The 19,987-nt window shown below is 52.3% G+C and carries 16 protein-coding genes; 11 read left to right on the forward strand and 5 right to left on the reverse strand.

The window, feature by feature from the left end; all coding sequences use genetic code 11:
* The first annotated feature begins 112 nt into the window (after positions 1-112).
* The 3 genes from qseG to glnB are packed head-to-tail and all read left to right on the forward strand — an operon-like array spanning position 113 to position 2,549.
* The gene (qseG, locus tag A7098_RS06865) at positions 113-826 is read left to right on the forward strand and encodes a two-component system QseEF-associated lipoprotein QseG (protein ID WP_105280543.1); all 714 of its coding nucleotides are present in this window, start codon (positions 113-115) and stop codon (positions 824-826) included.
* On the forward strand, positions 816-2,150 hold the full coding sequence (gene glrR, locus A7098_RS06870) for a two-component system response regulator GlrR (RefSeq protein ID WP_000018522.1): 1,335 nt from the start codon (positions 816-818) through the stop codon (positions 2,148-2,150). Before qseG ends, glrR begins: the two co-directional genes overlap by 11 nt.
* Before the next feature lie 60 nt (positions 2,151-2,210).
* On the forward strand, positions 2,211-2,549 hold the full coding sequence (gene glnB / locus A7098_RS06875) for a nitrogen regulatory protein P-II (protein ID WP_000717694.1): 339 nt from the start codon (positions 2,211-2,213) through the stop codon (positions 2,547-2,549).
* Positions 2,550-2,592: 43 nt separating this feature from the next.
* Here the strand turns inward: glnB and hmpA are convergent, their stop codons facing one another.
* The gene (hmpA, locus tag A7098_RS06880) at positions 2,593-3,783 is read right to left on the reverse strand and encodes an NO-inducible flavohemoprotein (protein WP_105280544.1); all 1,191 of its coding nucleotides are present in this window, start codon (positions 3,781-3,783) and stop codon (positions 2,593-2,595) included.
* Between the two features lie 327 nt (positions 3,784-4,110).
* On the opposite strand from hmpA, the gene glyA reads away from it, so the two are divergent.
* Positions 4,111-5,364, forward strand: a complete 1,254-nt coding sequence (glyA, locus tag A7098_RS06885; protein ID WP_105280545.1) for a serine hydroxymethyltransferase — start codon at positions 4,111-4,113, stop codon at positions 5,362-5,364.
* Positions 5,365-5,427: 63 nt separating this feature from the next.
* Here glyA and A7098_RS06890 read toward each other — a convergent pair whose 3' ends face one another.
* Complete coding sequence (locus tag A7098_RS06890; protein ID WP_010344299.1) at positions 5,428-6,621, reverse strand: ROK family protein; 1,194 nt, start codon at positions 6,619-6,621, stop codon at positions 5,428-5,430.
* Between the two features lie 117 nt (positions 6,622-6,738).
* On the opposite strand from A7098_RS06890, the gene A7098_RS06895 reads away from it, so the two are divergent.
* The 6 genes from A7098_RS06895 to A7098_RS06920 all read left to right on the forward strand — a co-directional run bounded on the left by A7098_RS06895 (position 6,739) and on the right by A7098_RS06920 (position 15,668).
* Positions 6,739-10,020 (forward strand): DUF5107 domain-containing protein, encoded by a 3,282-nt coding sequence (locus A7098_RS06895; protein ID WP_105280546.1) that lies wholly within the window; start codon positions 6,739-6,741, stop codon positions 10,018-10,020.
* Between the two features lie 96 nt (positions 10,021-10,116).
* Entirely contained in the window at positions 10,117-11,100 is a 984-nt protein-coding gene (locus A7098_RS06900; protein ID WP_105280547.1) for a substrate-binding domain-containing protein, read from the forward strand.
* A 22-nt stretch (positions 11,101-11,122) separates the two neighbouring features.
* Positions 11,123-12,634 (forward strand): sugar ABC transporter ATP-binding protein, encoded by a 1,512-nt coding sequence (locus A7098_RS06905; protein WP_105280548.1) that lies wholly within the window; start codon positions 11,123-11,125, stop codon positions 12,632-12,634.
* A 24-nt stretch (positions 12,635-12,658) separates the two neighbouring features.
* Positions 12,659-13,657: an ABC transporter permease gene (locus tag A7098_RS06910; protein WP_001276660.1), complete on the forward strand. Its 999-nt coding sequence runs from the start codon at positions 12,659-12,661 to the stop codon at positions 13,655-13,657.
* A gap of 32 nt (positions 13,658-13,689) precedes the next feature.
* Positions 13,690-14,784 (forward strand): zinc-binding dehydrogenase, encoded by a 1,095-nt coding sequence (locus A7098_RS06915; RefSeq protein WP_171000940.1) that lies wholly within the window; start codon positions 13,690-13,692, stop codon positions 14,782-14,784.
* Positions 14,785-14,795: 11 nt separating this feature from the next.
* The gene (locus A7098_RS06920; RefSeq protein WP_105280549.1) at positions 14,796-15,668 is read left to right on the forward strand and encodes an aldose 1-epimerase; all 873 of its coding nucleotides are present in this window, start codon (positions 14,796-14,798) and stop codon (positions 15,666-15,668) included.
* 47 nt (positions 15,669-15,715) lie between these two features.
* Here A7098_RS06920 and A7098_RS06925 read toward each other — a convergent pair whose 3' ends face one another.
* Complete coding sequence (locus tag A7098_RS06925) at positions 15,716-16,138, reverse strand: DoxX family membrane protein (RefSeq protein ID WP_001094720.1); 423 nt, start codon at positions 16,136-16,138, stop codon at positions 15,716-15,718.
* Between the two features lie 256 nt (positions 16,139-16,394).
* Between A7098_RS06925 and A7098_RS06930 the strand changes: the two genes are divergently transcribed.
* Positions 16,395-17,534 (forward strand): 3-phenylpropionate MFS transporter, encoded by a 1,140-nt coding sequence (locus A7098_RS06930; protein ID WP_105280550.1) that lies wholly within the window; start codon positions 16,395-16,397, stop codon positions 17,532-17,534.
* On the opposite strand, the gene csiE is transcribed toward A7098_RS06930, so the two are convergent.
* Both csiE and A7098_RS06940 read right to left on the reverse strand, forming a co-directional pair.
* Entirely contained in the window at positions 17,535-18,809 is a 1,275-nt protein-coding gene (csiE, locus tag A7098_RS06935) for a stationary phase inducible protein CsiE (RefSeq protein ID WP_105280551.1), read from the reverse strand.
* A 174-nt stretch (positions 18,810-18,983) separates the two neighbouring features.
* Complete coding sequence (locus A7098_RS06940; protein ID WP_001207720.1) at positions 18,984-19,844, reverse strand: alpha/beta hydrolase; 861 nt, start codon at positions 19,842-19,844, stop codon at positions 18,984-18,986.
* Positions 19,845-19,987: the final 143 nt, after the last annotated feature.

Here is a 19,987-nt window from a genome sequence, read left to right on the forward strand (position 1 = left end):
GGTGCTCGAAATCCTCACGTACTACGTGTACGCTCCGGTTTCTCCGCGCTGTCCGTGTCCAAACTGCCTGCAACGATTACGCCTACAGGGAAAGGCTCTAAGTCTGGTGAATATGCGACACATTTTTCAACGATTATTGCCCCGACGGCTGTGGCTGGCAGGGCTGCCATGTCTGGCATTGCTGGGTTGCGTGCAGAGTCACAATAAGCCAGCTATTGATACGCCAGCAGAAGAAAAAATTCCGGTTTATCAACTGGCTGACTATCTTTCTACTGAATGTAGCGACATCTGGGCGCTGCAAGGTAAATCAACCGAAACCAATCCGCTTTACTGGCTGCGGGCGATGGATTGTGCTGATCGTTTAATGCCTGCGCAGTCGCGTCAGCAAGCCCGCCAATATGACGACGGCAGCTGGCAAAATACCTTTAAACAAGGGATTTTGCTCGCCGACGCCAAAATTACGCCGTATGAGCGTCGCCAGATGGTCGCGCGCATAGACGCGTTAAGTACTGAGATCCCGGCGCAGGTTCGCCCGCTGTATCAACTCTGGCGCGACGATCAGGCGTTACAATTGCAACTGGCACAAGAGCGTCAACGCTACAGTAAACTCCAGCAGTCCAGCGACAGCGAACTGGATACCTTGCGCCAGCAGCATCACTTTCTACAGCAACAACTGGAACTCACCACTCGCAAGCTGGAAAACCTGACCGATATTGAACGTCAGCTCTCGACCCGCAAACCGGCCGGAAATTTCGCGCCGGACACACCGCACGAGAGCGAAACGCCCGCACCATCTACCAGTGAGGTCACCCCTGATGAGCCATAAACCTGCGCATTTATTATTGGTCGATGACGATCCGGGATTGCTGAAACTGCTTGGCCTGCGCTTGACCAGCGAAGGCTACAGCGTGGTCACGGCAGAAAGTGGCGCTGAAGGATTACGGGTACTGAATCGCGAAAAAGTAGATTTAGTCATCAGCGACCTGCGGATGGATGAAATGGACGGTATGCAACTGTTTGCTGAAATCCAGAAAGTGCAGCCGGGAATGCCAGTAATTATTCTTACCGCGCATGGTTCCATTCCCGATGCCGTTGCCGCGACACAGCAGGGCGTGTTCAGTTTCCTCACCAAACCTGTTGATAAAGACGCGTTGTATCAGGCAATTGACGATGCACTGGAACAATCCGCGCCAGCCACAGACGAACGCTGGAGTGAGGCGATTGTTACCCGCAGTCCACTGATGCTGCGTTTGCTGGAACAGGCGCGGCTGGTGGCGCAATCAGATGTTAGCGTTTTGATTAACGGTCAGAGCGGCACCGGGAAAGAGATTTTCGCCCAGGCTATCCACAACGCCAGCCCGCGCAACAGCAAACCATTTATTGCTATTAACTGTGGCGCATTGCCCGAGCAGTTGCTGGAGTCGGAGCTGTTTGGTCATGCACGCGGCGCGTTTACCGGCGCTGTCAGCAATCGCGAGGGCTTATTCCAGGCGGCGGAAGGCGGTACGTTATTTCTCGATGAGATTGGCGATATGCCCGCGCCTTTGCAGGTCAAACTGCTGCGCGTGTTGCAGGAGCGCAAAGTACGCCCGCTGGGCAGCAACCGCGATATTGATATCGACGTGCGGATTATTTCCGCCACTCATCGCGACCTGCCAAAAGCGATGGCGCGCGGGGAGTTCCGCGAAGATCTCTATTACCGCCTCAACGTTGTCAGCCTGAAAATACCGGCACTGGCGGAGCGCACGGAAGATATTCCGCTACTGGCAAATCACTTGTTGCGCCAGGCGGCAGAGCGACATAAACCCTTTGTCCGCGCGTTCTCCACTGATGCAATGAAACGCCTGATGACCGCGAGCTGGCCAGGCAATGTGCGTCAGTTGGTCAACGTGATTGAACAGTGCGTGGCGCTGACCTCATCCCCGGTAATTAGTGATGCGCTGGTGGAACAGGCGCTGGAGGGCGAAAACACGGCGCTGCCCACCTTTGTTGAGGCGCGTAATCAGTTTGAACTCAACTATTTGCGCAAGCTGCTGCAAATCACTAAAGGCAACGTCACCCACGCGGCGAGAATGGCGGGGCGCAACCGGACAGAATTTTATAAACTGCTTTCCCGACACGAGCTGGATGCAAACGATTTCAAGGAATGAATCGGCGTAATGTGTTACGTTTAGCAGATCAGAAGACAGGCGACCTTTTCAAGGAATAGCATGAAAAAGATTGATGCGATTATTAAACCCTTCAAGCTGGACGATGTCCGCGAGGCACTGGCTGAAGTCGGCATTACCGGCATGACGGTCACCGAGGTGAAAGGTTTTGGCCGCCAGAAAGGCCATACCGAGCTGTATCGCGGCGCGGAATATATGGTGGATTTTCTGCCGAAGGTGAAAATTGAGATTGTCGTACCAGACGACATTGTCGATACCTGTGTAGATACCATTATTCGCACTGCGCAAACCGGCAAAATCGGTGACGGTAAAATTTTCGTCTTTGACGTGGCACGGGTTATTCGTATCCGTACCGGTGAAGAGGACGACGCGGCGATTTAAACCGCGTCAGGGTTGCCGGATGTTTCCATCCGGCAATATCAAATCACAGCACCTTATGCGGGCCAAAGCATTCGTAATGAATGTTTTCCTGCTTCACGCCCAGATCCACTAACTGTTTCGCGGCAAACTGCATGAAAACCACCGGACCGCAGAGATAGAACTGCATGGACGGATCGCTGAACGCACCTTCCAGTTTGCTCAAATCCATCAGACCTTCGCTATCAAACTGACCTTTCGCGCGATCGGCCTCACTCGGCTGACGATACCAGGTGTGTGCGGTAAAGCGCGGCAGTGATTGCCCCAGCTCCTTAACTTCATCAGCAAAGGCGTGAACATCGCCATTTTCTGCCGCATGGAACCAGTTCACTTGTGCTGTGTGGCCTGCTTTTGCCAGCGTATCGAGCATAGCCAGCATTGGCGTTTGACCGACACCGGCAGAGATTAAGGTTACCGGTGTGTCATTTGTCACATCCATAAAGAAATCACCCGCCGGAGCCACCAGCTTCACGACATCGCCAACATTGGCGTGATTGTGCAGCCAGTTGGATACCTGCCCACCCTCTTCGCGTTTCACCGCAATACGATAGCCTTTGCCATCCGGCTTGCGGGTCAAAGAGTATTGGCGAATTTCCTGATGCGGGAAACCTTCCGGTTTCAGCCAGACACCGAGATATTGCCCCGGACGGTATTCTGCCACTGCGCCACCGTCGACCGGTTCCAGTTCGAAGCTGGTGATAAGCGCACTGCGCGGCGTTTTAGCCACAATGTGGAAATCGCGTGTACCTTCCCAGCCACCGGCTTTGCTGGCGTTTTCGTTATAGATTTCCGCCTCGCGATTGATAAATACATTTGCCAGCACGCCATAGGCTTTCCCCCACGCGTCCAGCACTTCCTGACCCGGGCTGAACATTTCGTCCAGCGTCGCCAACAGGTGTTCGCCAACGATGTTGTATTGTTCCGGTTTGATCTGGAAGCTGGTGTGTTTCTGCGCGATTTTTTCTACCGCTGGCAGCAGGGCAGGCAGGTTTTCAATATTACTGGCATAGGCAGCAATAGCGTTAAACAGGGCTTCACGTTGATCGCCATTACGCTGGTTACTCATGTTAAAAATTTCTTTGAGTTCTGGGTTATGAGTAAACATACGGTCGTAGAAATGGGCGGTTAACTTTGGCCCCGTTTCCACCAGTAAAGGGATGGTGGCTTTTACTGTAGCGATGGTTTGAGCGTCAAGCATATGGTCTTCCTTTTTTTGTATCTTAATTGATGTATCTCAAATGCATCTTATAAAAAATAGCCCTGCAATGTAAATGGTTCTTTGGGGTTTTTCATTAAGAATGTGATGAAGTGAAAAATTTGCATCACAAACCTGAAAAGAAATCCGTTTCCGGTTGCAAGCTCTTTATTCTCCAAAGCCTTGCACAGCCTGAAGGTAATCGTTTGCGTAAATTCCTTTGTCAAGACCTGTTATCGCACAATGATTCGGTTATACTGTTCGCCGTTGTCCATCAGGACCGCCTATAAAGGCCAAAAATTTTATTGTTAGCTGAGTCAGGAGATGCGGATGTTAAAGCGTGAAATGAACATTGCCGATTATGATGCCGAACTGTGGCAGGCTATGGAGCAGGAAAAAGTACGTCAGGAAGAGCACATCGAACTGATCGCCTCCGAAAACTACACCAGCCCGCGCGTAATGCAGGCGCAGGGTTCTCAGCTGACCAACAAATATGCTGAAGGTTATCCGGGCAAACGCTACTACGGCGGTTGCGAGTATGTTGATATCGTTGAACAACTGGCGATCGATCGTGCGAAAGAACTGTTCGGCGCTGACTACGCTAACGTCCAGCCGCATTCCGGCTCCCAGGCTAACTTTGCGGTCTACACCGCGCTGCTGGAACCAGGTGATACCGTTCTGGGTATGAACCTGGCGCATGGCGGTCACCTGACTCACGGTTCTCCGGTTAACTTCTCCGGTAAACTGTACAACATCGTTCCTTACGGTATCGATGCTACCGGTCATATCGACTACGCCGATCTGGAAAAACAAGCCAAAGAACACAAACCGAAAATGATTATCGGTGGCTTCTCTGCATATTCCGGCGTGGTGGACTGGGCGAAAATGCGTGAAATCGCTGACAGCATCGGTGCTTACCTGTTCGTTGATATGGCGCACGTTGCGGGCCTGGTTGCTGCTGGCGTCTACCCGAACCCAGTTCCTCATGCTCACGTTGTTACTACCACCACTCACAAAACCCTGGCGGGTCCGCGCGGCGGTCTGATCCTGGCGAAAGGTGGTAGCGAAGAACTGTACAAAAAACTGAACTCTGCCGTTTTCCCTGGTGGTCAGGGCGGTCCGTTGATGCACGTAATCGCCGGTAAAGCGGTTGCTCTGAAAGAAGCGATGGAGCCTGAGTTCAAAACTTACCAGCAGCAGGTCGCTAAAAACGCTAAAGCGATGGTAGAAGTGTTCCTGGAACGCGGCTACAAAGTGGTTTCCGGCGGTACTGATAACCACCTGTTCCTGGTTGATCTGGTTGATAAAAACCTGACCGGTAAAGAAGCTGACGCCGCTCTGGGTCGTGCTAACATCACCGTGAACAAAAACAGCGTACCGAACGATCCGAAGAGCCCGTTTGTGACCTCCGGTATTCGCGTGGGTACTCCGGCGATTACGCGTCGCGGCTTCAAAGAAGCAGAAGCGAAAGAACTGGCTGGCTGGATGTGTGACGTACTGGACAGCATCAATGATGAAGCGGTTATCGAGCGCATCAAAGGTAAAGTTCTCGACATCTGCACACGTTACCCGGTTTACGCATAAGCGAAACGGTTAATCTGTTGAAAAAAGGCTTCCTCCGGGAAGCCTTTTTACGTTATCACACCATCAAATCTGTCGTAACTGCGCCTCAACATACAAATAGCCAATCCCCAGCACCTGTTGTGCGCGGCTTAATTGCCCGAAGCCAATCTGTGTCGCTTTTACGCTCGGCCCTTCGTCGCGGTCGAACGGGTTAAATCCCGTCTGGCGAATTATGGTATTAAGCCAGTTCTCGCCAAAGGCGCAACTGCGACCATACAACCAAATCTGATTAATATTGAGGATGTTGAGGAAGTTATACAGACTCAATCCTATAGCGTTGGCAGAGCGGTCAACCCAACTGGTGACCCACGGTTCTCCGCTCTGCCAGGCAGCGATTAATTGCGCGGTAGTCAGTTTTTCGGGATCAAGCTGAGTATTAACCGGTTGTGATTTTAGCCATACCCGCGCCTGCTTTTTAAATGCGCTTAACGAGGCGACGGTTTCCAGACAGCCATAACGCCCGCAGTCGCAGGCGACGCCATCCGGGTTAACGATGGTGTGACCAATCTGTCCGCTGCCATACAGACTGCCGCGATAAATTTGCTCGTTAATCACGAACGACGAGCCAATGCCGTAATCAACGTTGATTACGCAGAAATCCCGTCCCTGCGAATTATTTTGCCATTTCTCCGCCAGCGCCAGCATCACGCAGTCATTATCGACCATCACCCGAATGCCGAGCTTCTCTTCCAGCAGATACTTTACCTCAACAGGCGTTGTCCACGGCGCTTGCGGCATGGTTTGCGACACACCGGTCACTGGATCAACCTGACCGTGGATTGCCAGCGCCAGATTGATGGTACGACCCGGCCACAATTTACGGTGGCGATGCCAGCATTTTTCGATTTCGGACAGCAGAGCCTGCGGCGTCGGTGCATCAATCTGTAAATATTCAAATACACCTTTCGGACTTAAACAGGCATTAGCGACCTGGCACTCAATGCTGGTGGGCGTAACGTTCAGGCACAGCGTCCAGTCGCCATCCGGCGCAATCAGCCATGTGCCGCTACTATGCCCGCGCGTCTGGCTTTCATCGTCGATATTCACCACCCGCTTTTCGTTTTCCAGCTCCTGCAAAATGTTACTGACCGCCGGAATCGAAATTTGCGCCAGCCGGGCGAGCGTCGATTTATTGGCGCGTTTTTGCCGGTACAGCAGTTCCAGAATCACGCATTTGTTATGGTGGCGGATCTGTTGATTGTTAATGCAGGCTCTCATCTTCACTAAACCTTGTTTAGTTAATTGCGTGATTATTCCGCGAAAACATTGCCAGATTGTTCAATACACTGCCACAAATCTTTTAATTCAGTATGTCTTGTTAATATTGAGGGCACCATGACTCCAGTAAAAGTGTGGCAAGAGCGCGTTGAGATCCCGACCTATGAAACCGGGCCGCAGGATATACATCCCATGTTCCTGGAAAATCGCGTTTATCAGGGATCGTCCGGCGCGGTTTATCCCTACGGCGTGACCGATACGTTGAATGAGCAGAAAACCCTGAAATCCTGGCAGGCAGTGTGGCTGGAAAACGACTACATCAAAGTGATGATCCTGCCAGAACTGGGCGGTCGTGTGCATCGCGCGTGGGATAAAGTGAAACAGCGCGATTTTGTCTATCACAATGAAGTCATTAAACCTGCGCTGGTGGGGCTGCTGGGGCCGTGGATTTCCGGCGGGATTGAGTTTAACTGGCCGCAACATCATCGCCCGACGACCTTTATGCCCGTCGATTTCACCCTCGAAGCCCATGAAGACGGCGCACAGACTGTATGGGTTGGCGAAACGGAGCCGATGCACGGTCTACAGGTGATGACCGGCTTCACGCTGCGCCCTGACCGTGCGGCGCTGGAAATCGCCAGCCGCGTCTATAACGGCAACGCCACGCCGCGTCATTTCTTGTGGTGGGCCAACCCGGCGGTGAAAGGGGGGGAAGGGCATCAGAGCGTTTTCCCGCCCGATGTGACAGCGGTGTTTGATCACGGCAAACGCGCAGTTTCCGCTTTCCCCATCGCCACTGGCACCTACTACAAAGTGGACTACTCCGCCGGCGTGGACATTTCGCGTTATAAAAACGTGCCTGTTCCTACCTCATATATGGCTGAAAAATCGCAGTACGATTTTGTTGGCGCGTGGTGTCACGATGAAGATGGCGGTTTATTACACGTTGCCAACCACCACATTGCGCCGGGTAAAAAACAGTGGAGCTGGGGACACAGTGAATTTGGTCAGGCGTGGGATAAGAGTCTGACCGACAATAACGGTCCGTATATCGAGCTGATGACCGGCATTTTTGCCGATAACCAGCCCGATTTTACCTGGCTTGATGCTTACGAAGAGAAGCGTTTTGAGCAGTCTTTCCTGCCTTACCATTCTCTGGGCATGGTGCAAAACGCCTCCCGCGATGCGGTAATTAAATTACAGCGTAGCGAGCGGGGGATTGAGTGGGGGCTGTATGCCATCTCCCCGTTGAACGGATACCGACTGGCGATCCGTGAAATAGGCAAGCGCGAAGCGTTACTTGATGATGCCGTTGCCCTGACGCCAGCGACCGCCATCCAGGGGGTGTTGCACGGTATTGATCCGGACAGAATGACCATCGAACTTTCCGATGCGGATGGCAATATTGTACTGAGTTATCAGGAACATCAGCCACAAGAGTTGCCGCTTCCGGACGTCGCCAAAGCACCACTGGCAGCACAAGACATTACCAGTACAGATGAAGCCTGGTTTATCGGTCAGCATCTGGAGCAATATCATCACGCCAGCCGTTCACCGTTCGATTACTACCTGCGCGGCGTGGCGCTGGACCCGCTGGATTATCGCTGTAACCTGGCGCTGGCGATGCTGGAATATAACCGTGCCGATTTCCTGCAAGCGGTGGCGTATGCCACTCAGGCGCTGAAACGCGCACATGCGCTGAACAAAAACCCGCAGTGTGGGCAAGCCAGTTTGATCCGCGCCAGTGCGTATGAGCGTCAGGGACAATATCAACAAGCCGAAGAGGATTTCTGGCGAGCGGTCTGGAGCGGCAACAGTAAAGCGGGGGGCTATTACGGTCTGGCACGGCTGGCGGCGCGTAATGGCAACTTCGATGCAGGGCTGGATTTTTGCCAACAGAGTCTGCGCGCCTGCCCAACCAATCAGCAAGTGCTGTGCCTCCATAATCTGCTGCTGGTGTTAAGCGGTCGTCAGGACAATGCGCGTTTACAGCGTGAGAAACTGCTGCGCGATTACCCGCTGAACGCCACCTTGTGGTGGCTGAACTGGTTCGATGGTCGTACCGAGTCTGCCCTCACGCAGTGGCGTGGTCTGTGTCAGGGGCGTGACGTTAACGCCCTGATGACCGCCGGGCAACTGATTAACTGGGGAATGCCCGCTCTGGCGGCAGAGATGCTGAACGCTCTGGACTGCCAGCGAACGCTGCCGCTTTATCTGCAAGCCAGTTTGTTGCCGAAAGCTGAGCGTGGCGAATTGATTGCGAAAGCCATTGACGTGTTCCCGAAGTTTGTTCGTTTCCCTAATACGCTGGAAGAAGTCGCGGCACTGGAGAGTATTGAAGAGTGCTGGTTCGCCCGTCATTTACTGGCCTGTTTCCACTACAACAAGTGCAGTTATGGCAAAGCGATAGCGTTATGGCAACGTTGCGTAGAGATGTCGCCGGAGTTTGCCGACGGCTGGCGCGGGTTAGCGATCCATGCGTGGAATAAGCAGCATGATTATGAACAGGCCGCCCGTTATCTTGATAATGCTTATCAACTTGCGCCGCAGGATGCACGTCTGCTTTTCGAACGGGATTTGCTGGATAAGTTAATCGGAGCCGCACCGGAGAAACGGCTGGCGCGTCTGGAAAATAATCTGGCAATTGCCCTGAAACGCGACGACATGACCGCAGAACTGCTCAATTTGTGGCATCTCACCGGTCAGGCAGACAAAGCGGCGGACATTCTCGCCACGCGCAAATTCCACCCGTGGGAAGGCGGGGAAGGGAAGGTGACCAGTCAGTTTATCCTCAACCAGTTGTTACGCGCCTGGCAACATCTTGATGCCAGAGAGCCGCAGCAGGCCAGCGAACTGCTTCATGCCGCGCTGCATTATCCGGAGAATTTGAGCGAAGGCCGACTACCGGGGCAGACTGATAACGACATCTGGTTCTGGCAGGCAGTATGCGCCAAAGCACAGGGTGATGAAGTTGAGGCGACGTGTTGTTTACGCCTGGCGGCGACCGGCGATCGCACCATCAATATCCACAGTTATTACAACGATCAGCCAGTTGATTATCTCTTCTGGCAAGGGATGGCGCTGCGACTGCTGGGTGAAAAGCAAACTGCACAGCAACTGTTTACTGAAATGAAACAGTGGGCGCAAGAGATGGCGAAAACCAGTATCGAAGCGGATTTCTTCGCTGTTTCACAACCTGATTTATTGTCGCTGTATGGCGATTTACAACAGCAGCATAAAGAAAAATGCCTGATGGTGGCGATGCTGGCGGCAGCGGGATTAGGGGAGATTGCGCAATATGAATCTGTTCGCGCTGAATTGACGGCGATTAATCCGGCCTGGCCGAAAGCAGCATTATTCACTACCGTGATGCCTTTTATTTTTAACTACGTTCACTAAACCCTATTAACTGTAATCTTTGAGCGGCACGCGCTGCCGCTCATCACTAAATAATTAAAATAAGCTGTTGTAAATAAAAACCCTACAGGAGGCTCTATGCCTAAAAAAATGAGAACAACCCGTAATATAATTTTAATGGCTACGCTATTAGGTAGCGCCCTATTTGCCAGGGCCGCGGAAAAAGAAATGACCATTGGCGCAATATATCTTGATACTCAGGGATATTATGCCGGTGTGCGTCAGGGTGTTCAGGATGCAGCAAAAGATTCTTCAGTACAGGTTCAGTTAATAGAAACTAACGCCCAGGGCGATATTTCGAAAGAAAGTACATTTGTTGATACGCTTGTGGCGCGTAATGTCGATGCCATTATTTTGTCTGCTGTTTCTGAAAATGGCAGCAGTCGCACCGTTCGTCGCGCCAGTGAGGCGGGTATTCCGGTGATTTGCTACAACACCTGTATTAATCAAAAAGGTGTCGATAAATATGTCTCGGCGTATCTGGTCGGTGATCCGCTGGAATTTGGTAAAAAACTGGGTAACGCTGCCGCCGATTATTTTATTGCCAATAAAATTGACCAGCCAAAAATTGCCGTCATTAATTGCGAAGCCTTTGAAGTTTGTGTGCAACGTCGTAAAGGATTTGAAGAAGTATTAAAAGCCCGGGTTCCCGGCGCACAAATTGTCGCTAATCAGGAAGGGACTGTTTTAGATAAAGCGATTTCCGTTGGTGAAAAACTGATTATCTCCACGCCGGATCTGAACGCCATTATGGGGGAATCGGGCGGTGCGACACTCGGCGCGGTAAAAGCGGTACGTAATCAAAATCAGACCGGAAAAATTGCTGTTTTCGGTTCGGATATGACCACTGAAATTGCTCAGGAACTGGAAAACAACCAGGTGCTGAAAGCGGTGGTGGATATTTCCGGTAAGAAAATGGGCAATGCTGTTTTCGCGCAAACATTGAAAGTTATCAATAAACAAGCCGACGGTGACAAAGTGATTCAGGTGCCTATCGATCTCTATACCAAAACGGAAGACGGTAAACAGTGGCTGGCAACGCACGTTGATGGTCTGCCCTAATAGCTGATTCGCAGAGGTTCCTATGTTCACGGCAACAGAGGCAGTCCCGGTAGCAAAAATGGTGGCAGGAAATAAGCGTTATCCCGGCGTCGTTGCGCTGGATAACGTTAACTTTACGCTCAATAAAGGCGAAGTTCGCGCGCTGTTAGGTAAAAACGGCGCGGGCAAATCGACCCTCATTCGAATGCTTACCGGCAGCGAACGTCCGGACAGCGGTGATATCTGGATTGGCGAGACGCGACTGGAAGGTGACGAAGCTACGCTGACTCGCCGTGCCGCTGAACTGGGGGTACGTGCGGTTTATCAGGAATTAAGTCTGGTTGAAGGGCTGACGGTGGCGGAAAACCTCTGCCTCGGTCAGTGGCCTCGCCGCAACGGCATGATTGATTACCTGCAAATGGCGCAGGATGCCCAACGTTGCTTACAGGCGCTGGGTGTTGATGTTAGCCCTGAACAACTTGTTTCAACGCTAAGCCCGGCGCAAAAGCAACTGGTGGAAATTGCGCGGGTGATGAAGGGCGAGCCGCGCGTGGTCATTCTTGATGAACCTACCAGTTCACTTGCCAGTGCGGAAGTTGAACTGGTGATCAGCGCCGTGAAAAAGATGTCGGCACTGGGCGTGGCGGTGATTTATGTCAGCCACAGGATGGAAGAAATTCGCCGCATCGCTTCCTGTGCCACCGTTATGCGCGACGGGCAGGTGGCGGGCGATGTGATGCTCGAAAATACCTCCACGCATCATATTGTGTCGCTGATGCTTGGGCGCGATCACGTTGATATTGCGCCGGTTGTCCCTCAGAAAATTGTGGATCAGGCCGTGCTGGAAGTTCGCGCGTTACGCCATAAGCCTAAGCTGGACGATATCAGCTTTACGCTGCGTCGTGGCGAAGTGCTCGGCATTGCTGGCCTGCTGGGGGCTGGGCGCAGTGAGTTGCTGAAAGCGATTGTTGGGCTGGAAGCGTATGAGCAGGGCGAAATTGTTATCAACGGCGAGAAAATCACGCACCCCGATTATGGTGACATGCTGAAACGCGGCATTGGCTATACGCCAGAAAACCGCAAAGAAGCGGGGATCATTCCCTGGCTGGGCGTTGATGAAAATACGGTGCTGACCAATCGGCAAAAAATCAGCGCGAACGGCGTGCTGCAATGGTCCACCATCCGCCGCCTGACCGAAGAGGTGATGCAGCGGATGACGGTCAAGGCTGCCAGTAGCGAAACGCCTATTGGCACGCTTTCTGGCGGCAATCAGCAAAAAGTGGTGATTGGTCGTTGGGTCTATGCCGCCAGCCAGATTTTATTGCTCGACGAGCCAACGCGCGGCGTCGATATCGAAGCCAAACAGCAGATCTACCGGATTGTCCGCGAGCTGGCCGCCGAAGGGAAAAGCGTGGTGTTTATCTCCAGTGAAGTGGAGGAATTGCCGCTGGTGTGCGACCGCATCTTGTTATTACAGCACGGTACGTTCTCGCAGGAGTTTCACTCGCCGGTCAATGTGGATGAGCTGATGTCCGCCATTCTGTCTGTGCACTGATGAATTTTACCGAGGAACCTGAAGATGTCTGCTTCGTCATTACCATTGCCGCAGGGCAAGAGCGTCTCGCTCAAACAATTTGTCAGTCGCCATATTAATGAGATCGGTTTGCTGGTGGTGATTGCCATTCTTTATCTGGTCTTCTCCCTGAACGCGCCTGGCTTTATCTCATTGAATAACCAAATGAACGTGCTGCGTGATGCCGCCACCATCGGGATCGCCGCCTGGGCGATGACGCTGATTATTATCTCCGGTGAAATTGATGTCAGCGTTGGGCCAATGGTGGCCTTTGTCTCGGTGTGCCTGGCATTTTTGCTGCAATTTGACGTTCCGCTGGCGGTGGCGTGTCTGCTGGTGTTGCTGTTAGGCGCGCTGATGGGAACGCTGGCCGGGGTGCTACGCGGCGTGTTTAACGTGCCAAGTTTCGTTGCCACGCTGGGGTTGTGGAGCGCCCTGCGCGGAATGGGCTTGTTTATGACGAACGCCCTGCCCGTGCCAATTGACGAAAACGAGGTGCTGGACTGGCTGGGCGGGCAATTTCTCGGCGTGCCGGTATCCGCGCTGATCATGATGGTGTTGTTTGCGCTGTTTGTGTTCATCAGCCGTAAAACCGCTTTCGGACGCTCGGTGTTTGCTGTTGGCGGTAATGCCACAGCGGCACAGTTGTGCGGCATTAACGTTCGTCGGGTGCGCATTCTTATCTTTACTCTTTCGGGAGTATTGGCGGCAGTCACCGGGATTTTGTTGGCAGCCCGCCTCGGTTCCGGTAACGCAGGCGCCGCAAACGGTCTGGAGTTTGATGTCATTGCTGCGGTCGTGGTCGGCGGTACGGCACTTTCCGGCGGTCGTGGCTCGCTGTTCGGTACGCTGCTTGGCGTACTGGTGATTACGCTAATCGGTAACGGTCTGGTGCTGCTCGGGATTAACTCCTTTTTCCAGCAGGTGGTGCGCGGCGTAATCATCGTGGTGGCGGTGCTGGCGAATATCTTGCTGACCCAGCGAAGCACTAAAGCGAAACGCTAAACCTTAACGCCCCTGGCGCGGGTGCGGCAGGGATGAAAATTAATCGTATTGTTAATGAGGGATTTATGAAAACGATGCTGGCAGCTTATTTACCAGGAAATTCCACCGTCGATCTGCGGGAAGTTGCGGTGCCAACGCCGGGGATTAACCAGGTACTGCTCAAAATGAAATCCTCCGGAATTTGCGGGAGCGACGTCCACTATATCTACCACCAGCACCGCGCCACGGCGGCGGCGCCCGATAAACCGTTATACCAGGGATTTATCAACGGTCATGAACCGTGCGGGCAGATTGTAGCGATGGGGCAAGGCTGTCGCCATTTTAAAGAGGGCGATCGCGTGCTGGTGTATCACATTTCTGGCTGTGGTTTTTGCCCGAACTGCCGTCGCGGTTTTCCTATCTCTTGTACTGGAGAAGGAAAAGCCGCTTACGGCTGGCAGCGTGATGGTGGTCATGCCGAATATCTGTTGGCGGAAGAAAAAGACCTGATTCTCCTGCCGGACGCGTTGAGCTACGAAGATGGTGCGTTTATCAGTTGCGGCGTTGGCACGGCGTATGAAGGGATCTTGCGCGGCGAAGTCTCTGGCAGCGATAACGTGCTGGTGGTCGGTCTGGGGCCTGTCGGCATGATGGCGATGATGCTGGCGAAAGGTCGTGGTGCGAAACGGATCATCGGCGTTGATATGCTGCCGGAACGTCTGGCGATGGCGAAACAGTTAGGCGTGATGGATCATGGTTATTTAGCAACCACCGAAGGTCTGCCGCAGATTATTGCTGAACTCACCCACGGCGGCGCAGATGTTGCGCTCGATTGTTCCGGTAATGCCGCAGGTCGTTTGCTGGCATTGCAATCCACTGCCGACTGGGGACGCGTGGTCTACATCGGAGAAACCGGAAAAGTGGAGTTCGAGGTTAGCGCCGACCTGATGCATCATCAACGGCGGATTATTGGCTCCTGGGTAACCAGTTTATTCCATATGGAAAAATGCGCCCACGATTTGACCGACTGGAAACTATGGCCGCGTAACGCCATTACCCACCGCTTCTCGCTGGAACAGGCTGGTGATGCCTATGCGCTGATGGCAAGCGGCAAATGCGGCAAAGTCGTGATTAACTTCCCGGATTAAGGAGTTAGCGAATGGCCATCTATACCTTATCTCACGGGGCGCTAAAGCTGGACGTTTCTGACCAGGGTGGTGTTATTGAAGGTTTCTGGCGCGATACGACGCCACTGCTACGTCCCGGTAAAAAAAACGGTGTGGCAACTGATGCCTCCTGTTTTCCGCTGGTGCCGTTTGCAAACCGGGTGAGCGGCAACCGTTTTGTCTGGCAGGGGCGTGAGTATCAACTGCAACCGAATGTTGAGTGGGATGCGCACTATCTGCACGGCGATGGTTGGCTGGGTCAGTGGCAATGCGCATCGCGCAGCGATGATAGCTTGTGTCTGGTGTATGAACATCGCAGTGGTATTTATCACTATCGGGCAAGTCAGGCGTTTCATTTGACGGCAGATGCATTGACGGTCACGCTCTCTGTCACCAATCAAGGGGCAGAATCTTTGCCGTTTGGTACGGGCTGGCATCCTTATTTTCCGTTGTCGCCGCAAACGCGGATTCAGGCACAGGCGAGCGGTTATTGGCTGGAGCGGGAACAGTGGCTGGCGGGCGAGTTTTGTGCGCAGTTACCGCAGGAACTGGATTTCAACCAGCTCGCGCCGCTGCCGCGCCAGTGGGTGAACAATGGTTTTGCCGGCTGGAATGGTCAGGCACGCATTGAGCAGCCGCAGGAGGGTTACGCCATCATCATGGAAACGACGCCACCCGCGCCATGCTATTTCATCTTTGTTTCCGACCCGGCGTTTGATAAAGGTTATGCGTTTAATTTCTTCTGTCTGGAACCAATGAGTCATGCGCCAGATGACCATCATCGCCAGGAAGGTGGTGACCTCATTGCGCTTGCACCGGGGGAATCGACAACCTCAGCGATGTCGTTGCGGGTGGCGTTGCTGTAATTTATAAAATGCCGGATAAGGCGTTCACGCCGCATCCGGCATCTTTTCTAACGTCGATCGAGAGAAATCGCCCCCGGCCCGGTAATTGCCAGCAGCAGGAATGCGCCAGCGATACTGATATTCTTCCAGAAATTAATCATATTTGGTCCGACCGCATCTCCGGTCATATCCCAGTAATGGTGACCAATCACCGCCGTGCCCAGCGTGTAGAAAATAAACAGTACCGCCAGCGGACGGGTGAAAAAGCCAAGCACGATTAATATCGCGGCAGGCACTTCCATAACTACCGCAATAATCGCTGCCAGCATCGGCATCGGTGCGCCCAGCGAGGCCATATATTGTACCGTACCGTCAAAGCCCATCATTTTGGGAAAACCAAAAATAATGAAAATTAAGATGACGGCGATACGGGCAATTAATAACAAAACGGGGCGGGCGGCGCCAAAATCAAAATAACGTAGTGTGTTCATAACCAATCCCTTTGCAAGATAATGTGATTTAAACGTAATACACACACTCGCACCTCGCCACGCCTCAGCAGATGAGAAATTTGGTAATTATCCAGGTCAGCATCCAGCGCATTTTCTGTAGGTGATATTTTGTTAGCGGTATTAACGATAATTTTTTCCAGAATGGTGTACTGGAAGTGGCCCTGATTTTCTTATTTTTCAACTTGCAACAACATTCGATTAACCTCAGACTTACGCCTCCTGACGGGAGGGACTCATGGTTTTGCAATCCACGCGCTGGCTGGCGCTCGGTTATTTCACATACTTTTTTAGCTACGGTATTTTTCTACCTTTCTGGAGCGTCTGGCTTAAGGGGATTGGCTTAACGCCAGAAACTATCGGCCTGTTGTTGGGGGCAGGGCTGGTTGCCCGTTTTCTCGGTAGTTTGCTCATCGCGCCCCGCGTCAGCGATCCTTCTCGCCTGATTTCTGCACTTCGTGTACTGGCGTTGTTGACACTGCTGTTCGTCGTCGCCTTCTGGGCTGGCGCACATGTGGCGTGGCTGATGCTTGTGATGGTCGGTTTTAACCTCTTTTTCTCACCGCTGGTGCCGTTAACTGACGCGCTGGCGAATACCTGGCAAAAGCAGTTTCCGCTTGATTACGGCAAAGTGCGACTTTGGGGCTCAGTGGCGTTTGTCATTGGTTCGGCGCTGACGGGCAAACTGGTCAGCGTGTTTGATTATCGGGTGATTCTCGCGATGTTGACGCTGGGCGTGGCATCCATGCTACTTGGTTTTCTGATTCGCCCGACCATTCAACCGCAAGGGGAGAGCCGCCAGCAGGAGAGCACGGGGTGGCCGGCCTGGCTGGCGCTGGTTCGCCAGAACTGGCGCTTTCTGGCCTGCGTTTGTCTATTGCAGGGGGCGCACGCAGCATATTACGGTTTTAGCGCCATATACTGGCAGGCGGCGGGTTACTCGGCTTCGGCGGTGGGCTATTTATGGTCGCTTGGTGTGGTGGCGGAAGTCATTATCTTTGCGCTGAGTAACAAACTTTTCCGTCGCTGTAGCGCCCGCGATATGTTGTTGATTTCGGCGATTTGCGGGGTAGTACGTTGGGGCATTATGGGGGCAAGCACTGAGCTACCGTGGCTGATAGTGGTGCAAATTCTGCATTGCGGCACCTTTACCGTGTGCCACCTGGCCGCCATGCGCTACATTGCCGCTCGTCAGGGAAGCGAGGTTATCCGTTTACAGGCGGTTTATTCTGCCGTCGCGATGGGCGGCAGTATCGCTATCATGACCGTCTTCGCCGGTTTCCTGTATCAATATCTCGGACATGGCGTGTTTTGGGTGATGGCGCTGGTGGCGCTTCCGGCAATTTTTTTGCGCCCGAAAGTAGTTCCCTCATGCTGATTATTCCAGCATTTTACGGATCTGCTCCTGTTGGTGTGCGGTCAGGATCTGATTCGTATGAATCAGCGGCGGCGAAAAGAGCGGCAAAGGAATGGTATAAGGGGTAATAATCAGCACCGTATTTTTCGGGGCGCCATTTCGTAAAAATGTCTTCACCGATATATGCTTAATATTGAGTGGCAATAGTGTAAGTTCGCGCAATTGCTGCTCAATATTCGCTTCTCTTTCACTGTCATTGCCCGTCAACAAAATAATCTTTTTTTCGTTAATTTCATTTGCTTGCATCAGCCATGCGCCGAAAATCACCGCTACCAGGCCACTTTCCTCATCGGAAAAACGGACATTGTATTCATTTTCAAACCCGGTTAGCGCCGCGCGAGTTGTACGAACCAGGCGTGGGTAAAGTCGGCTGAACTCTTCTGGCAAGGTGTTATCAATACCGATGGCAAACAAACTACGACGTAATGCCTGAGCGAGATGAGTATAAAGCTGATCGCATAACCCCTGTTCATCATAGAAACGAACATTTCCCTGCTCACGAAAACGTTGTACCAAACGAACAATGGCCAGACGTAATTGCCGATCGCGCTGATGAGCATCCTGCAGCGGGTTGGGAACTTGCAACATGGAAAAGAGCAACGCCATAAACAACGGTTCATCTGGTGGAACAGGCTGGCGTGCCCGGCGTTGCCAGTGGCGACCAATTTCCTGTGCTACCTGAAACTCAAGACAGGACTCAGCCCATCGACGTTGCAGCGGGTTAAAATGTGGCGAGATCCCGGCGTGATGTTGTAGCAGGCAATATTGCAGATACAGGCACAGAAAATGAACATCACGTGCTTCAAAGCATTTTTGCAACCGTCGTGCACAGAGATTAACTAAAGCTTGCAGGTTGGTATCGTCGTAAAAGTTACGAGCAATCCCACGGCGCTTCAGTTCTTCCTTTAAGGCCGGAGTGAAACGGTTAGTGATGAATGATGGACATAAACGGAAACCGCGTCGTAGCCAGTGAAATAAACATAAACGTTGGTTAAGTACTGTACCTTCGACCCGGTAGCTACCGTCATAGCCAGTGGTGAGCGTGAGCTGGTGATAGCGGAGGATTTCCCGTCCTGTTTCGCTGATATCGCGAACCGCAATATTATCATCCACACCATTAAGCTCGCTGAGAGTGGTCGTGGTGGCGGTCAACCACGGCTGAAATAGTGTCAGCAAGATCTGGCAGCGGCGCTGGGGAGCAGAAAGGACAGATGGTGGAGCAAGTGTAGGCATCATCTGTAGATCTCCCATAAGCATAATTGATAAGAATAGCTAAAGTTTGCTTAGGGAAATGGTGAATGGAATGCTAATTATCAGAAATGCTGGCAGACATCACAGAATTTTTATCGATTTAAACCGATATGATCAGTTTAATACCATGTGTTAATGTGATTTATTGCTGTTTTATTCTTAGTGGGAATTCCCGGGATTCAATGCACTGAGAATAAAATCCACCATCTGCTCGCGGTAAACATCACCATGACGTTCCGAAAAGGCATCAATGTGTTCGCCGTCAGGGATCAGAATCAGGCGTTTTGGCTCTTTCGCCAGGCCATACAATTTTTCACTGTGCTGCCACGGGATAACATGATCGGCTTTACCGTGAATCAGTAAAAGCGGGATCGGGCTGACGCTGGCGATGTAATTTTCGCCGCTATAACTCTCATCAAGTAAATAGCCACTGCCAGGGATCATTTGGTTGGCGATGGTCGAATAAGAGGCAAACGTGGAGTCGAGGATCACCGCACGTATGCCCTCACGTTCTCCCTGACCAATAACATCCAGAATATTTGCCCCGCCAATACTCTGCCCGAACAGCACCAGCCGTTGTGGGTTTACATCACTGCGATGGCGCACCACGCTGATGGCGCTTAGCGTATCGTCCAGTAATCCAGCCTGGGACGGCGTGCCTTTTGATTTACCAAACCCGCGATAGTCAAACATAAAAACATTGAAATTGCGCTCGGGTAACCAACTGACCAGCGGCCAGTGGGCGGACATGTTTCCGGCATTGCCGTGAGCATGAATGATGGTTGCGATGGCGTTGTCAGCGGAACCCGTCGAAGAGGGGATAAACCAGCCTTGCAGACGAGTACCGTCCTTAGCCGTAAATTCGACGGATTCTGCAGACCAGGGTTCAGGGCCGTAAATTTTGTCGTCAGGATAATAGAAGAAGTTGATGGCTACGCGTGGTACTAAATAAATACAGAAGGCAACAACAAAGAGGATAAACAGAATTTTGAGAACGCGTTTGTTCACGGGCAGTGCCATAACCTTTCCTTGCGACTTCTTTATAATCCATTAATCGGCGAAAGATGGTGGGAGAGTGGCGAAAGAAAGTAAAGTGGTGAGGAAGTATTTCGGAATAGCGCCTGAAAGGCGAGGGCGGGTGAGTGATACCACCCGCCAGAGTC

The organism is Escherichia sp. MOD1-EC7011, assembly GCF_002965005.1.
Taxonomy (GTDB): Bacteria; Pseudomonadota; Gammaproteobacteria; order Enterobacterales; family Enterobacteriaceae; genus Escherichia; species Escherichia ruysiae.

Excerpts from the sequence above, each read along its gene's own strand:
- hmpA (WP_105280544.1), bottom strand. The coding sequence starts at position 3,783 with ATGCTTGACGCTCAAACCATCGCTACAGTAAAAGCCACCATCCCTTTA.
- A7098_RS06900 (WP_105280547.1), top strand. The coding sequence starts at position 10,117 with ATGCCTAAAAAAATGAGAACAACCCGTAATATAATTTTAATGGCTACG.
- A7098_RS06940 (WP_001207720.1), bottom strand. The coding sequence starts at position 19,844 with ATGGCACTGCCCGTGAACAAACGCGTTCTCAAAATTCTGTTTATCCTC.
- glnB (WP_000717694.1), top strand. The coding sequence starts at position 2,211 with ATGAAAAAGATTGATGCGATTATTAAACCCTTCAAGCTGGACGATGTC.
- A7098_RS06930 (WP_105280550.1), top strand. The coding sequence starts at position 16,395 with ATGGTTTTGCAATCCACGCGCTGGCTGGCGCTCGGTTATTTCACATAC.
- A7098_RS06890 (WP_010344299.1), bottom strand. The coding sequence starts at position 6,621 with ATGAGAGCCTGCATTAACAATCAACAGATCCGCCACCATAACAAATGC.
- A7098_RS06895 (WP_105280546.1), top strand. The coding sequence starts at position 6,739 with ATGACTCCAGTAAAAGTGTGGCAAGAGCGCGTTGAGATCCCGACCTAT.
- csiE (WP_105280551.1), bottom strand. The coding sequence starts at position 18,809 with ATGATGCCTACACTTGCTCCACCATCTGTCCTTTCTGCTCCCCAGCGC.
- A7098_RS06925 (WP_001094720.1), bottom strand. The coding sequence starts at position 16,138 with ATGAACACACTACGTTATTTTGATTTTGGCGCCGCCCGCCCCGTTTTG.
- A7098_RS06915 (WP_171000940.1), top strand. The coding sequence starts at position 13,690 with ATGAAAATTAATCGTATTGTTAATGAGGGATTTATGAAAACGATGCTG.
- glrR (WP_000018522.1), top strand. The coding sequence starts at position 816 with ATGAGCCATAAACCTGCGCATTTATTATTGGTCGATGACGATCCGGGA.
- A7098_RS06905 (WP_105280548.1), top strand. The coding sequence starts at position 11,123 with ATGTTCACGGCAACAGAGGCAGTCCCGGTAGCAAAAATGGTGGCAGGA.
- qseG (WP_105280543.1), top strand. The coding sequence starts at position 113 with ATGCGACACATTTTTCAACGATTATTGCCCCGACGGCTGTGGCTGGCA.
- glyA (WP_105280545.1), top strand. The coding sequence starts at position 4,111 with ATGTTAAAGCGTGAAATGAACATTGCCGATTATGATGCCGAACTGTGG.
- A7098_RS06920 (WP_105280549.1), top strand. The coding sequence starts at position 14,796 with ATGGCCATCTATACCTTATCTCACGGGGCGCTAAAGCTGGACGTTTCT.
- A7098_RS06910 (WP_001276660.1), top strand. The coding sequence starts at position 12,659 with ATGTCTGCTTCGTCATTACCATTGCCGCAGGGCAAGAGCGTCTCGCTC.